Source organism: Niveispirillum sp. CC-CTL257 (assembly GCF_059489915.1).
Genome location: NZ_JCAJXE010000004.1, coordinates 664920 through 681028 on the forward strand (window position 1 = coordinate 664920; position 16109 = coordinate 681028).

A 16109-nucleotide genomic window follows, 5' to 3' on the forward strand; every position below is an offset into this window, starting at 1 on the left:
GGGGATGGGATGAAGGCCGTGCGGCAGCAGGGGACGGGACAAAAGCGATGGGGGCGCGGTTTTCGCGCCCTGACGCTGGCGTCCGTCTTCACCCTGCCCGCGGCGGCGCAATCCCCGCAGGGCGGGACCGTCGTGGTGGGCGGGGCGGGGATCATGACCCAGGGCGGCCAGACGCTGATCAACCAGACCAGTGACCGCGCCCTGATCGATTGGCGCAGCTTTGATATCGGGGCGGGACAGTCGGTGGCGGTGACGCAGCCGGGGGTGGGATCGCTCCTGGTCAATCGCGTGATCGGTCACGGCGCTGGCACGCGCATTGACGGCAGCCTGACGGCCAATGGTCAGGTGGTAGTGATCGACAAGGCCGGTATTGTGATGGGCAGGGGTGCCCGCATTGATGCCGGCGCGTTTCTGGCCACCACGGCGGATATCGACAATGCCGATTTCGCGGCCGGACGCCTGATCTTTGGCAAGGCGGGGCAGGCCGGGACGGCGGTGGTGAATGAGGGCACCATCCGGGTGGCGGATGGCGGTTATGCCGTGCTGGCGGCATCCGAGGTGCGCAATAGCGGGGTGGTTGAGGCGCGGATGGGCCGCGTGGTCCTGGCCGGGGCGGAGAGGTTCACGCTGGATCTGGCCGGCGATGGGCTGCTGCGGTTTGAAATCCCGGCGGAACTGGCGGGACGGGTCCTGAATGACGGGACCCTTACCGGTGCCCAGGTTTTGATGACGGCGCGGGCGGCGCGCAACGGGCTGGCCGGCGTGATCAATGCCGGGGGGCTGGTGGAGGCCACGGCGGCGCGGGAGGTGGATGGCCGCATCATCATCGGCGGGGAAGGGGTGGAGACGACTGTTTCCGGCACCGTCCGTGCCGAGGGCGGCTCCATTGATGTGCTGGGCGACAAGGTCACGTTGACCGGGGCGGTCGTGGATGCATCGGGGACCGGTGATGGCGGATCGGTGCGCATTGGCGGGGATTTCCAGGGGCAGGGTGATCTGCACCGGTCGCAGGTGACCCGGATTGATGCCGGCAGCCGCGTGATGGCCAATGGTGCGGCGGGTGATGGTGGGCGCATCATCATCTGGTCCGATGGTCGGACGGTGCATGAAGGGGCGGTCAGCGCGCGGGGTGTCGGCGATGGCGGCTTCGCCGAAGTGTCGGGCAAGGGCAGCCTGCGTTTTGCCGGCACCGCCGATCTGGCCGGTGGGCCGGGGGGCAGGGCCGGTGAATTGCTGCTGGACCCGACCAATATTACCATCGGGGCAACCGCCGACATTAATGGCGACAGTACCACCGGTGATGACCTGACCAATCCTGGCGATCTGGACAGCACCAGCGATCAGGGGGCGGTGACCAGCCTGATCACGGCGGGGGCCGTTGAGACGCTGCTGAACGCAGGGACCAGCGTCACCCTGGCCGCCAGTGCCGACATCAATATCGACAGTTCCATTGCCAAGAGTGCGGGAACAGGTGCCACCCTGACCCTGAATGCCGGGCAGGATATCAGCTTTGCCAGCGGCATCGGGGTCAGTTCAAGCAGTGGCGCGCTGTCCATGAGTTTCAATGCCGGCCGTTCGTTCCAGGCGACGGGTGGCAATTTCACCAGCAATGGCGGCAGCATCACCTTGACCGCCACGGGCACGGGGGCGACCACGGGTGTTACCCTGTCGAATGCGCGCTTCACCACGGGGTCGGGGTCGCTGTCCCTGACCGGGATGGGCACTGCCACGGGTATCTCGCTGGCCGGGAACAGCATGCTGTCCAGCGGCAATGGCGCCATATCCGTGACCGGTACGGGTGCTGTCGGCGTGGATTTCGCCTATGGCACGGCCAGCGCTACCGGCAGCGGCACCGTCAGTATCGCGGGCACGGCGCAGGGTGGCACCACGGGGGCCGTGGGCATCCGCCTGGACCGCAGCAGCGGCGGGGCCATCAGCGCCAACAGCGGCACCATCACCCTGACGGGAGCGGGGGCCGGCAGTTCGGGCAGCGATAATTACGGTGTGGTAACCAGTGGCGGTTTCACCGTGGCGGCAGGGTCGGGCGACCTGTCGGTGACGGCGACGGGCGGGTCGGGCAGTGTCGGCCTGATGGTCAATGGCAGCGGGGCGTTCGGCGGCGGGTCGCAATCGGGCACCATCACCCTGTCTTCGGATGCCATGTCCCTCACCGGGGGCACGGTGCAATCAACGGGGCGGGTGCATCTTCGAACCAGCAGCAACGGCAGAGACCTGATCATCGGCGGGAGCGATGATACGCTGGGTCTAGCCCTGTCCACGGCGGAATTGGGCAGCGTCACCGCCGGTATCCTGACCGTCGGTCATGATCAGCATACGGGGACCGTCAGCGTGGCGGCCAACCCATCCGCCAGTAATATCGGCGCGTTTGAGCTGATCAGCAGCAGCCTGAGCATCGGCAGTTCCATCGCGGCCCTGCTGAAAACCTTCCTGGATGCAGGCAAGGATGCCCTGGTCGAAGCGGGGGTGGGCGGGATCACGGTCACCAATTCCATCGCCAAGTCGGCGGGCGGGGATGCCACGCTGACCCTGCGCGCCAAGGACGACGTCACCTTCAATGCCGGGATCGGGGCCAGTTCCAGCAGCAACAAGCTGGGGATCGATGTTACCGCCGGATATAATGGCAGCAGCGGCACCCTGACCGCCGGCAATGGCAGTTTCACCAGCAATGGCGGCGATATCAGCCTGCGCGGGCGCAATGATCTGGCCCTGACCGGCACGAATGCCACGGCGGGGGCCGGGACCATCGTGCTGTCGGGCGGCGATATCGCCCTGTCCGGCACCAGCATCACCAGCACAGGCCGTGTGCAGCTTCGCCCCTTTGCCACGGGCGGGCAGATGGATGTGGGCGCAACGGGGGCAGGGTCGGGCACGGCCAATGTCTCGCAGGCGGAGATCGGCCAGATCAGCGCCGGCACCCTGCGCCTGGGTGCCCTGGATGGCGGCAATCTGGTGATCAGCAACGCGTTGAGCCATGCCAGCGATACGGTCGAACTGGCCAGTGCAGGCGCGGTGACGCAGAGTGCGGCCATTAATGTCGCCAACCTGTCGCTGCTGGGCACCGGCGGCAGCTACACCCTGACCAACGGGTCGAACAATGTCACGACCCTGGCCGGCAATACTGGGTCGGTGAATTTCCGCAGCACCTCCGTGTTCAGTGTCGGGACGGTGGCGGGGACGACCGGCCTGACCTTTACCGGCGATGCCAGCCTTTATGCGGCAGCAGCCATGATCACCCTGGGTCAGGCCGCCACCTATGCCGGGTCGGGTACCGGCACCCTGACCCTGTCCAGCGATATTGACGTGGATGTGAACGCCAATGTCGGCGTGTCGGGGTCGGGCAAGGTCAATATCGTGTTGGCCGCTGATGGCAATGAAAGCGGGTCGGCGGGCCGGGTGGCCATCAGCGGTGCCACGCTTTCCAGCAATGGCGGCAATATCACCATCGGCAGCGGCACGACACCCGCCACCCGCGCGGCGGAGGGCAAGGCCGATACCGGCATCGGCGTGAATATCACCAGCAGCACCCTGAACAGCGGGACCGGCGGCAATATCCTGATCAATGGCGACGGTGCGCCGTCAGGCACCAATGCCGGCACGGGCATCGGCATCAATGTCAATGCCAGCAGCCTGATCGCCGCCGGGGCCGGGACGATTACCCTGAACGGGGCTGGCGGGACGGGCAACACCCTGACCAGCGGTATCGCCATCGGCAATGGCAGCAGCATCCGCAGCGCCAGCGGGGCCATCGCCCTGAACGGGGCGCAGGCGGCAACAGGGACCAACCGGTACGGTATCCTGCTGCGCGATGACCCGAGTACGCGCAGTGCGATTTACAGCACGGGCGGCGGGGCGCTGGGCCTGACGGCCACGGGCACCAATGGCTTGATCGCCGCCAATAGCGGGGCGTCGGACAGCAGCCGGGCCTATATCGGCTGGGACGGCACTACTGCCTATGCCGGGACCGTCACGTTGACGGCGGACAAGGTCACCCTGACCAGCGGCACAGGCACGGCGGCGATCAGCATCGGTGGCAATGGCAATCTGGTGATCCGTCCCAACAGCACCTCTGCCAGCATCGCCGTGGGCGATGGGGCGGTGGGGTCCAGCGATCTGGAACTGGGCCAGACGGAACTGGATACGCTGCGCGCCGGGTTCAGCAGCGTCACGATCGGCCGGTCGGACGGGACGGGGGCGATCAGCGTTTCCGGGGCAGCGTTCAAGGATAATACCAGCCTGACCACCAATAATGGTGCCATCACCATCGGTGGTGCCTTGTCTACGGGCAGCGGGTCAGATGCGGGCACATTGTCGGCCAGTACCAAGGGTCTGCTGACGGTCAACGCGGCCATCACCACCCAAAACCAGGACATTACCCTGACTGCCGACCGGTTGAACCTGACCGGGTCGGTGAATGCCGGCACGGCGACGGCGACCTTGACCACCGCCACCGCCGCGCGGGGGATCGACCTGGGTTCGGCCACCGATGCCGGCAGCGGGCTGGAGATTTCATCGGCTGAACTGAACCGGGTGACGGCGGGGACCATCCGCATCGGGTCGTCCAGTGTCGGTGCCATCAGTATGACGGGGGCCATTGCGCCCACGGGCAGCAGCACATTGCACCTGCGCAGCGGGGCGGGGATCAGCCAGACGGGGACGGTCACCGTCACCAATCTGGCCGTGACGGCGGGCGGGGCCGTGGCGCTGGCATCCGCCAACAATGCCGTCACCACCCTGGCCGCGACCACGGGCAGCAGCAATGGTGCCATCGCCTTTCGCGACGATACCGGCTTTGCGCTGGGCACCGTGGATGGGGTGGCGGGGGCCAATGCAGGCACAGGCAACCTGACCCTGACCAGCACGGGAACCGTGACGCAGAGTGCGGCGATCACGGCATCGGGCCTGTCGCTGAACGGGGCCGGGGGTGCCTATACGCTGGCCCATGCGTCCAACGCCGTCAGTACCGTGGCCGCCAATACTGGTAGCCTGGATGTCGGCCTGTCGGGCGCGGCCAGTATCGGCACCATCGGGTCGGTGGCAGGGGTGACAACGACGGGGACGGTTAAGCTGTCGACCGGCGGCAACCTGACCCTGGCATCGGGGGCCAGCGTCAGCGCCAATGGCACGGGCGATGCCCTGATCCTGGCCGCCAATGGCACCTTTACCAACAGCGCCGGGTCCAGCGCCCTGTCGGTGACGGGTGGGGGGCGGTTCCTGGTCTTCTCCAACAGTCCGCTGACCAGCAGTACGGGCAGCATTTCGGCCCTGCCGCTTTATAATCGCAGCTTCACCTTCGCCGACCGCACCTACAGCGCCGTGTCCAACAGCGGCAGCCGGTTCGTTTACAGCTATGCCCCCACCCTGACGGTGACGCCGGATACGGTCAGCCGGACCTATACAGGCTCCACCATCACGGGCCTGACCTATACAGTCACGGGGCTGGTGTCGGGCGATACGCTGAGCACTGCGGTCAGCGGGACGGGGGCCATCACCGGGGCGGGGCGCAATGTCGGGTCCTATACGCTGACCGCCGGGGCGGGGACGTTGGCATCCGACCTGGGATACGGGTTCAGCTATGGCACCGGCACCCTGACCGTCACCAAGAAGGCCCTGACCTACAGCATCACCAACAGCAACAGCACCTATGGCACGACGGCCAGCGGCGGGACGGTGACGCTGGGCGGGCTGGTGGATGGCGATGCGGTGACGGGCACGGTTACCACCTATCGCGGGGCCGATGCCGTGACCCTGGCCCCGCGCACGGCGGTTGGTAGCCTGACCCAGCGGGTGACGGCCATATCAGGGGCCGATGTTGGGAATTATGAGCTGGCGGCCAGCGGCCACACGGCGGGGACCCTGACCATCGCGGCCAAGGAACTGACCTATTCCGTTGCGGCGGTGGAGTCCATTTACGGCACTGTGGCCACATTGGGCACCGCGACCCTGACAGGGGTGGTGGGCGGGGATGATGTGACCGCGACCGTCAGCCTGTCAGGGGCTACCCTGTCGGATCGGCTGGCGGCGGGGACCTATAATCAGACGGTTACGCTGGGTGGTACCGATTTCAGCAATTACAGCGTGGCCGGCAGCGGGAACAGTATCGGCACTCTGACGGTGGCGCGAAAGCCGGTGAGTTTCAGTATCGCCAATGTCGCCAGCACCTATGGCACCCTGGCCGTCCTGGGCACGCCGAGCCTGACGGGTGTGCTGTCTGGTGACAGCGTCACAGGGGCCGTGAGCCTGACCGCCGGCACCTTATCGGACCGGTTGAAGGTGGGGACCTATGACCTGACCCTGACGGCGCTCAGTGGTGGGTCGGCGGCCAATTATGTGCTGGCAGGGTCGGGAAACAGTAATGGCGTGCTGACCATCTCGCCCAAGGCGCTGACGGCGACGGTCGCGCCCGTCACCAGTGTTTATGGACAGACGGCGACCGCTGGCACCGCGACCCTGACCGGTCTGGTCGCGGGCGATGATGTGAAGGCGTCCGTCAGCGTCGAAGGGGCGGGCGGGCCGGTGACGCCCGGCCCGAAGATGGGCGTTGGAACCTATACACAGCGCATCAACGGGCTGACCGGTGCCGATGCCGGCAATTATGTGATGGGCAGCGGGCAGGGGGCGACAGGGACCCTGACCATCAATCCGGCCGCGTTGACCGTGACGGCCGGCAACCTGACCAAAGTCTATGGTACGGACGACCCAGCGCTATCCTATACCGTGACCGGTCTGGTCAATGGTGACAGTCTGACAGGCAGCTTGGCGCGGGCGGCGGGGCGGAATGCCGGAACCTACGCCATCGGCCAGGGCAGCCTGTCGGCGGGCGCGAATTATACGCTGACCTTCAATGGTGGCACGCTGACCATTACGCCGGCCCCTCTGACGGTGACAGCGGCGTCGGTTACGAAGGTCTATGGCACCGAGGACCCGGCCCTGACCTATGCCGTGTCGGGTCTGGTGGCGGGGGATAGCCTGTCCGGCACCGTGACGCGGGCGGCGGGGCGGGATGCCGGCACCTATGCCATCAGCCAGGGCAGCCTGTCGGCGGGACCGAACTATACGCTGACCTTCAATGGCGGCACGCTGACCATTACGCCGGCCCCGCTGACTGTGACGGCGGGATCGGGAACCAAGGTCTATGGCGATGCCGACCCGACCCTATCCTATAGCGCCGTGGGTCTGGTGGCGGGCGACAGCCTGTCAGGCGCGATCCGGCGAGCGACCGGGGAGGATGCGGGGTCCTATGCCGTGGAGCAGGGGAGCCTGTCGGCGGGGGCCAACTATACCCTGACCTTCAATGCCGGAACCCTGACCATCACGCCCGCCGCGCTGTCGGTGACGGCCAATGCTGTTGGCAAGGTCTATAGTGATGAAGACCCGGCCCTTACCTTCAGCGTCGCTGGCCTGAAGCGGGGGGATGGTGCGGCGGCGGCCCTGTCGGGGGCGTTGAGCCGGGCGGCGGGAGAGGATGTCGGAACCTATGCCATCACCCAAGGCAGCCTGACGGCCAACACCAACTACATTCTGAGCTTCACGGGGGCGGATTTCACCATCCGGCCCGCCAATCTGACCCTGGCGGTGGTGGCGGCCAACCTGTCCAAGATCTATGGCGATGATGACCCGGCCCTGACCTTCACCGCCACCGGTTTGCGCGGCAAGGACAGCCTGGACAAGGTGCTGTCCGGCGCGTTGAGCCGGGCAGCGGGGGAGGATGTGGGGACCTACGCCATCAGCCAGGGTAGTCTGGCCAGCGTCAGCCCCAATTACACAATCAGCTTCACGCCCGGCACCCTGACCATCAATCCCGCCAACCTGTCGGTCGCGGCCCTGATGGTGACGCGTACCTATGGTGATGCGGATCCGGCGCTGACCTATACATTGTCCGGGCTGAAGCGCGGGGATGCGGCAGGGGCGGTGCTGTCGGGTGCGCTGGGCCGGGCGGCAGGCGAAGATGCGGGCACCTATGCCATCAACCAGGGCACATTGGCCCTGGCATCGCGGAACTATACTTTGTCGTTCACCGGCGCGCAGATGGTGATCAACCCGGCCCTGCTGTCGGTCGCGGCCAATGCGGTCAGCCGGGTCTATGGTGCTGCCGATCCGGCCCTGACCTTTACGGTTTCGGGGCTGAAGCGGGAAGACAGCGCGGTGGGTGTGCTGACGGGCGGGTTGGCGCGGGCGGCGGGCGGGAATGCCGGGCGCTATGCCATCGGGCAGGGCAACCTGACGGCCAATGGCAATTACCGGGTCAGTTTCACAGGTGCGGATTTCGTCATTACACCCGCCCCCCTGTCGGTGCTGGTCGATAATGCCACACGGCAGGCGGGGGTGGCGAACCCGGTTTTCACCGCACGCTTCCAGGGGTTGGTCAATGGGGATGGGGCGGCGGTCCTGACGGGACTGCGGTTCCAGACGCTGGCCGACGAAGCCTCGCCCGCCGGCAACTATGCGATCAATGCCGATGGCATCAGTAATGGAAATTACCAGATTACCTATGTCGATGGCCTGCTGACCGTGACCGGTGGCGGCGTCCTGCCGCCCTTGGTGGCGGAGACGGCACCTGTGACGACCATTACCAAGCCGGTCGCAGCCCCCGTGATACCCGTAGCGACGGCACCCGTGGCGGTGGCGGCCCCCGTTGTAACCCCACCGCCCGCCCCGGTGGCGGCCAGCCCGGCCCCGGTGGGCGATGGCGGGTCGGCAGCGCTGGCCGCCGTGAACCAGAGCGTGCAGTCGGCCAGCGGGTCGGCAGCCGATGATGACAGTGCGGCGGAGGAGATGATCCCCGGCCTGCTGTCGCAGCAGCGCCGCCTGCCGGGTGAAACGCCGGACGGCACGCCGGGCCTGGAACAGCAATTCCCCAACCTGGGGCGGGTGTGGTGATGGGCCGTCTGCCGATTGCCATTCTGTCCCTGCTGCTGCTGTCCGCCTGTGCTGCCAAGGGGCCGGCGGTGGCGACCAAAGGGGCCGATGGGCCGATTCCACTGGGCCGCAATGCCATCGGGGAGGAATGCCGCGCCATCCCCATGGAAGCCGCCGAGGGTAAGGCTTTCGCTCTTTATTGCGGGGATTGGGAACAGGCCAGCGGGTCCATTGCCGTCACCGACCTGTATGACCCGCTGCCCGATGGGGCCGAGGCCAAGGCCCGACAGTTGGCGGTGGAGGCGAACCGCACCGCCTGGGCCGGCAGTCTGGCGCAGAAAGCCATCTGTCAGGGCGCGCAGCCGCTGCCCGCCGGGACCGGACTGCTGACCCAGTGCCAGTTGCGTGAAGGGGGTTGGCCCTATGTTGGGGTGACGCAGGTGGAGGGGAGGCGGATGGTGCAGGCTGACGGCATTCCCGCTATTGCCGACCTGCTGATCGCCGCACCCCGGTTGTTGGAGGCGCGACCGGTCACGGGTGGTGTGGATGTCGCGGCCCTGCTGCGCGCCGCATTGGGGGATGAGGCGCTGCGCTTCGGGCGGGGCGACCTGAACGCGTTCGAGCGGCTGTCGGAGGTGGGGCGTCTGTCCAATTCGGTGGAGGATTATACAGGGGCCGAGGCCGCCTATCGCCGGGCGCTGGACATCCAGGGCAAGGCGCTGGGGCCAGACAGTCCGGGAGCGGGCGACACGCTGATGGCGCTGGCCCTGGAAGTGTCGAACCAGGGGCGGGGACCGGAGGCGGACGCTCTGTTCCGACGCGCCGACGCCTTGCTTCAGAAGAGTTTCGACAAGGCGGCGCGGGCGCGGCTGGGCAGTTACATGGCGTTCCATGCCGCCAATAGCGGCGATGCGCGTCGCGCCCTGTCGCTGGGCCGCGACAGCAGCGCCATCCGCCGCGCCATCGTGGATGATCTGGAAGAGCAGGCCGGTGGCGGGGCCAACCGCGCCGTTCTGGGCAGTCTGGCCGCCGCCAGAGGCGACCTGATCCATTCGCTGCTGCTGGAGGCCACGGTTTCACTTCGGTTGCAGCAATATGGGCTGGCCGAGGCGGCGACCATTGAGGCGGCGACCCTGTTCAGCCGCACGCGCGGCCTGCCGCCCTGGTGGCATGCGCGCATCCTGGGCATCCAGGGGCTGGCGCGGGCTGGCAAGGGTGATGCGGCGGGCGGGGCCGCCCTGATGTCCAAGGCAGTCGCGTCGAACAAGCAGTTGTTCGGGGCGGGGTGGCCGGTGGCGTCCAGCATGCTGGAACTGGGCCGTGTCTATGCCCAGGCCGGCATGGATGCCGAAGCGCTGGCCATTTACCGCGAGGCGCTGTCCATGCTGGCGGCCCTGGATACGGACAGGGGGCAATTGCCGCTGGACCGGCTGTCTCCGTTCCTGGATGTGCTGTACCGGCGGGGGCAGGCGGAACCGGCGCAACGTGCGTCCCTGCATGCGGAGATGTTCGCGGCCCTGCAGATGGTACGTGAGGGCGTGGTTGGTCAGACCATCACGCGGGCCGCCGCCCGCTTCGCCAGCAGCGACGCTGCTGTCACTGACCTGATCCGTCAGCAGCAAGATGCGGTACGCAGCCGTGACCGGTTACGAATCGAGGCGGCGGCGGAAACCGCGAAGCCCGATGCGCAGCGCGACAAGGCCCACGAGGCCGAGCTGCTGAAACAGCTGGAGGCCGCGACGGCGCAGGCGCGCGGGCTGGAGCAGCAGTTGCAGGCGGCGTTCCCCGACTATGCACGGCTGACCAAGCCGGCACCCGTGACCGCGGAGACCCTGTCGGCCCGGTTGGGGACGGGGGAGGCGCTGGTCCAGTTTGCCTTTGCAGCCAGCGGGTCCTATGGGTTCATCCTGACCAAGGCGGGCATCCTGACGTATCCGGTCACGATCACGCGAGGGGATTTGCAGGAGAAGGTGGGGGAACTGCGCCGGTCCATCACGCCACGCGCGGGTGTGCTGCCGCCCTTTAACCTGGATTTGTCGCATGATCTCTATGTCCGGCTGTTCGGCGGGGCGGGGGAGGTTCTGTCGGGGGTAAAGCATCTGGTGCTGGTGCCCTCTGCCGCTCTGGCCAGCCTGCCGCCCGCGCTTCTGGTGCGGGAAAAGCCGGTGGGTCGCGATTATGCGAAGGCGGCGTGGATGGTGCGGGACATGGCCCTGTCGGTGGTGCCGTCAGTGCCGGCCTTCCTGGCGCTGAACGCGGGCCAAGTGCGCAAGGCGGCGGCCAAACCCTTCATCGGCTTTGCTGCCCCGCCATTTCAGGGCAAGGAGGCGGGCGGGCTGAAGGCGCTGAGTGAGGAATGCCGTACCGACGCGCCGCTGGACCCCGCCTTACTGCGCGCACTCGCCCCCTTGCCGGAAACGGCGGATGAAATCCGCGCCATTGGCGGGCGGCTGGGGGCCGCATCCGGTGACCTGATCACCGGGCCGGCGGTGACCAAGGTGGCGGTGCGCGGTGCGGGGCTGGAGCAGTATCGCATCGTCTATTTCGCTACCCATGGGCTGCTGCCGGGGGAATTGCGCTGTCAGGCCCAGCCGGGGCTGGCGCTAGCACCCCCCGCTAAGCCGCCGGCCAGTGCCGCCGATGATGGTTTGCTGACCGCGTCCGATATCGCCTTGCTGCGGCTGAATGCCGAACTGGTGGTGCTGTCGGCCTGCAACACGGCGGGCGGGGATGCCAGGCTGGGCGGTGAGGCGCTGTCGGGTCTGGCGGAGAGTTTCTTCTTTGCGGGTGCCCGCTCCCTGCTGGTCAGCCATTGGCAGGTGCCGTCGGTGCCCACCGTGCGGCTGATGACGGGCCTGTTCGCCGGCGGGGGCAATACGGCCCAGGCATTGGCGCGGGCGCAAAGGCTTCTGGCGTCCGATCCCGCGACGGCGCATCCTTTCAATTGGGCGGCCTTCACCCTGGTGGGGGCCGCCCCGCAATCCGACAAGGGAGTTTGATCCATGATCCGTCCTGCCCCGCTTCTGGCGCTTGTGCTGCTGTTGGCTGCCCCGGCCAATGCGGCGTCCCTGGTGGTGGTGGAGGCCAAGGGCAGCGACCTGACGCCCGGCGCTACGATTGATGACAAGACACCCGTGACCCTGGCCGATGGGGCGCGGCTGGTCCTGATCGGGGAGGATGGGTCGCAGGTGACCCTGCGCGGGCCGTTCAAGGGCACGCCCGCCAGTGCCGGGCAGGGGGCCACGCAGCAGTTGGCGGGCCTGTTGTCGGCACGTGGGGCCGATACGACCAGCCTGGGTGCCGTGCGTGACGCGGGCGCACCGGGGCCGCTGCCCGAGGCCTGGGTCGTGGACCCGGCGGTATCGGGGGCAGCCTGCGTGAAGCCGGGACAGGAGGTGGTGCTGTGGCGTGCTGATGCGGCCAAGCCCGCCAGCCTGACCCTGATGCCCGCCGACCGCGCCTGGACCGCCAATGCCGAGTGGCCGGCGGGGGAGGGACGGCTGGCCCTGCCGGAACTGCCCATCACCGATGGCGGGACCTTGCTGTTTGAACTGGATGGCGCGGCGTCGGCGGTGACGTTCCACCTGCTGCCAGCGGCGGTCAGCGCGCCGAAGATGGCGGCAGGATGGATGGCGGCCAAACAGTGCGACCGGCAGGCGCGGGCGCTGCTGGCGGGGAACTGATCCACCATGCCGATCCGCCGCCTTTTGATCTTTGCTGCGATCCTGCTGCTGGCGGGGTTGGCACCGGTCCTGCTGGTGAGGGCCGCGCCGTTTCTGCAGGGGATTGAGAATTGGGTGGCGGATTACCGGGTGGCAACCATGACGCCGCCGCAGCCGCAGCAGCCGGACATCGTTATCGTCGCCATCAATGAGGATACGCTGGCGCGGTTCCCCTATCGCTCCCCCGTTGATCGGGCGTTCCTGGCCGGTCTGTTGCGCACGCTTGAGGCCAAGGGGGCGAAGGCGGTGCTGCTGGACGTGCTGCTGGATCAGCCGACGGAGCCGGAGAAGGATCAGGCCCTGGCAGACGCCATCCGTGCGCTGAAAATCCCCCTGGTGGTCAGCCATGGCGGGGCGGCGGAGGGGCTGACCGAGGGGCAGGTGGCGTATCTGAATGAATTCGTGCCGGCGGAACGGCGCGGTTGGGCCAATCTGGTGAAGGATAATCTGGACGGGACTGTGCGCTGGATTTTTCCGGGCAAGAACGGGGCGGAGGGGCAGTGGCAGGCGGGTGTGGTGCCGGCCCTGGCCGCACATCTGGGCCTGAACCCGCCGCGCGGTTTGACGCCGATTGCCTGGCGCGGGCGACCGGATGCGCAGACGGCCCCGTTCCGGCAATTCCCGGCGCATGCGGTGGCGGTTCTGCCGCCCGCCTGGTTCAAGGACAAGGTGGTGCTGGTGGGGGCGGACCTGTCGGACCGTGACCGACATGTGACGCCGTTCCGCACTGCCTTTGCCGGGAATGCCGGCATCCTGCCGGGGATCACCATCCACGCCCATGCCCTGTCGCAACTGCTGGAAGGGCGGACGGCCCCGGCGCAGGGGGTGGGGCTGGCGGTTGCAGTTGGCCTGATCGCGGCGGGGCTGGGTCTGGTGCTGGGTCTGGTGGAAATCTCGCTCTGGCTGCGCGCGCTGCTGGGATTCAGTGTGGTGGCCGGTATCTGGCTGCTGGCGGGACCGGCCTTTGCCAAGGGCAATATCCTGCTGCCGCAGATCGGGCCGTCCCTGTCTGTCATGCTGGGCCTGTGGCTGACCGATATCTGGCGTGGGCGGCGGGAGCGGGACCAGAAGCGGTTTGTGCAGGCGGCCTTTGCCAAGTACCTGTCGCCGGCCCTGCTGGACGATATTCTGAAAGACCCGTCGAAACTGTCCATCGATCCCAAGCGCCGCGACATGTCCTATGTCTTCACCGATGTGGCGGGCTTTACCACCATATCGGAGGGGATGGACGCCACCACGCTGGCCGATGTCATGAACCGCTATCTGGACGGGATGGTGAAGGTGGTGTTCGCCTATGGCGGTACGGTCGATAAGTTCATCGGCGATGCCGTTTTCGCCCTGTTCGGGGCGCCGCGCGACATGGAAGACCATGCGACCCGTGCGGCGGCCTGCGCCCTGGAACTGGACCGGTTCGCGCAAGGTTTTCTGGCGGCAGAGACGGCAACGGGCCGGCCCTTCGGCGTGACGCGCATCGGCGTGCATTCCGGCCCGGCCAGCGTGGGCAATTTCGGGTCGGAGGCGCGGTTTGAATATACGGCCCTGGGCGATGCCGTGAACACGGCGGCACGTCTGGAAGGGCTGAACAAATATTTTGGCACGCGGGTGGCGATGAGCGGGGCGACGGCGGAACGCTGTCCCGACATCCCCCGCCGGGCCATCGGGCGTATCGTCCTGAAAGGCAAGACTGAACCCATCGCGGTTTTCCAGCCCTTGACGGCGGAAGAAGCGGCAGGCGGGTTCATGCAGCGCTATCAGTTGGCCTACGCCGCCATGGCCGAGGGACAGGCCGACGCGGCGGTCCTGTTCCAGGCGCTGGCGGCGGAACGACCTGAGGATGGGCCGGTGACGCTGCATCTGGAACGGCTGGCCAAGGGTGGCGACAGCGATCTGGTGGTGATGAGCGACAAGTAAAACCCTTGCCAGGGGGCGTCGCGGGACCGATAACACGCCATAGCATTCAGGAGGGGCTGGTCATGGCCGAGGGTATTCTTAACCGCAAGTTCGTGCCGGCCGGCAAGCAGCTGTTCCTGACGGGGGAGCGCGGCGAGCATATGTATCTGGTACAGTCCGGCCGCATCCGCATCTGGCGCGGAGAACCGGAGCACCCGGTCGTGCTGGCCGAGGTGGGGCCTAACTGTCTGTTCGGGGAAATGGCCCTGATTGATGAGGGCACGCGGTCGGCCTGCGCCCATGCGGTGGAGGACACGACGCTGATCGTGATTTCCGGTGAGAAGGTGCGCCAGCGTCTGACCGAGGCCGACCCGTTCGTGGCCAGCATCGTGCGCATCCTGGCCCGCAACCTGCGCGCCGCCAATGATCAGTTGGAAGGGCTGATGGGACAGGTCCTGGCCGTCAGCGCCATCAAGGCCCGGGAAATCGCGCCCAATAGCGATACGCAGACGCTGGCGGGTGAGGGGTAACCCTTAACCCCGCCGCCGCGTCGATCCGCGTACCACCAGCTTTGCGGGGATGATGGTGCGGTCCAGTATCTGGTCATTCATCAGACGCAGCAGATTTTCGACCAGCAGTTCGCCCGCCGCCACCGTATCCTGTCGGACGGTCGTCAAAGGCGGGTTGGTGTAGCTGGCGGCCTGGATATCATCAAACCCGATCACCGAAACATCGCCCGGCACCGACAGGCCCCGGTCGCGCAGGGCATGCAGGGCACCGATAGCGACCAGATCGCAGGCGGCGACAACGGCGTCGAAAGGCTGCCCGCTGCCCAGCAGGCGCATGGCGGCGGCGTGGCCCGCTTCTTCGGAGGTCAGGCTGTCCAGACGCAGGGCAGGGTCCGCGGACAGGCCGGCGGCGGCCAAAGCCTTCAGATAGCCCTGGTGCCGGTCGCGATATTCGGGGCAGTTCTCCGAAATATCGCCCAGGAACGCGATGCGGCGATGGCCCGTTGCAATCAGGTGGCTGACCGCGTCGGCCATGCCCTGCACATTGTCTGACCCGATAAAATGGCCCGGCTGTCCCGGCAGGACAGGCCCCCAGGTGATATATTGGATACCCGCTTCGTCCAGGCTGGCGATTTTGTCCAGGTAGGATGTGTAGTCGCCATAGCCTAAGAAGATGATGCCGTCCGCCCGCTTGGACGCCGCGTAATCGGCGTGCCAGTCGTTGGAGGATTGCTGGAACGAGATCAGCAGATCATAACCGCGCTTGGCACAGGCACGCGTCACACTGCCCAGGATGGACAGGAAGAACGGGTTGATCAGCGATTCTGAGGCACCGGGATCTTCATAGAGCAGCAGGGCCAGAGTGTTGGTACGCTGTGAGCGCAGGTTGCGGGCATTGACATCCACCTTGTAGTTCAGCGCGCGGGCGGCCTGTTCGACCTTCAGCCGCGTATCCTCGCTGACCATGCTGTCCCGGCGCAGGGCGCGCGAGACCGTGGATTGCGAAACGCCCGCCAGTTCGGCGATATCAAATGACGTCGGCCTTTTCGCCCGCATCGTTATCCCGGCTTCTGCCTGGTTGCTCCCTGGTTGCACCATATAGAGGGGGCGG

At 67.0% G+C, this 16109-nt stretch carries 6 protein-coding genes; 5 read left to right on the forward strand and 1 reads right to left on the reverse strand.

All coding sequences use genetic code 11. From position 1 onward, the window contains the following. The first annotated feature begins 9 nt into the window (after nt 1-9). The 5 genes from ABC729_RS23405 to ABC729_RS23425 all read left to right on the forward strand — a co-directional run bounded on the left by ABC729_RS23405 (nt 10) and on the right by ABC729_RS23425 (nt 15019). Entirely contained in the window at nt 10-8898 is an 8889-nt protein-coding gene (locus ABC729_RS23405) for an MBG domain-containing protein (RefSeq protein WP_495610023.1), read from the forward strand. Beyond that, entirely contained in the window at nt 8898-11876 is a 2979-nt protein-coding gene (locus ABC729_RS23410) for a CHAT domain-containing tetratricopeptide repeat protein (protein ID WP_495610024.1), read from the forward strand. The genes ABC729_RS23405 and ABC729_RS23410 overlap by 1 nt, the downstream gene beginning before the upstream one ends. A gap of 3 nt (nt 11877-11879) precedes the next feature. Beyond that, nucleotides 11880-12560: a hypothetical protein gene (locus tag ABC729_RS23415; RefSeq protein ID WP_495610025.1), complete on the forward strand. Its 681-nt coding sequence runs from the start codon at nt 11880-11882 to the stop codon at nt 12558-12560. A gap of 6 nt (nt 12561-12566) precedes the next feature. After that, nucleotides 12567-14510 (forward strand): CHASE2 domain-containing protein, encoded by a 1944-nt coding sequence (locus tag ABC729_RS23420; RefSeq protein ID WP_495610026.1) that lies wholly within the window; start codon nt 12567-12569, stop codon nt 14508-14510. 62 nt (nt 14511-14572) lie between these two features. Beyond that, nucleotides 14573-15019, forward strand: coding sequence for a Crp/Fnr family transcriptional regulator (locus tag ABC729_RS23425; RefSeq protein ID WP_495610027.1), 447 nt, complete (start codon nt 14573-14575; stop codon nt 15017-15019). 3 nt (nt 15020-15022) lie between these two features. Here ABC729_RS23425 and ABC729_RS23430 read toward each other — a convergent pair whose 3' ends face one another. After that, complete coding sequence (locus ABC729_RS23430; RefSeq protein WP_495610028.1) at nt 15023-16054, reverse strand: LacI family DNA-binding transcriptional regulator; 1032 nt, start codon at nt 16052-16054, stop codon at nt 15023-15025. Between the last annotated feature and the right edge of the window lie 55 nt (nt 16055-16109).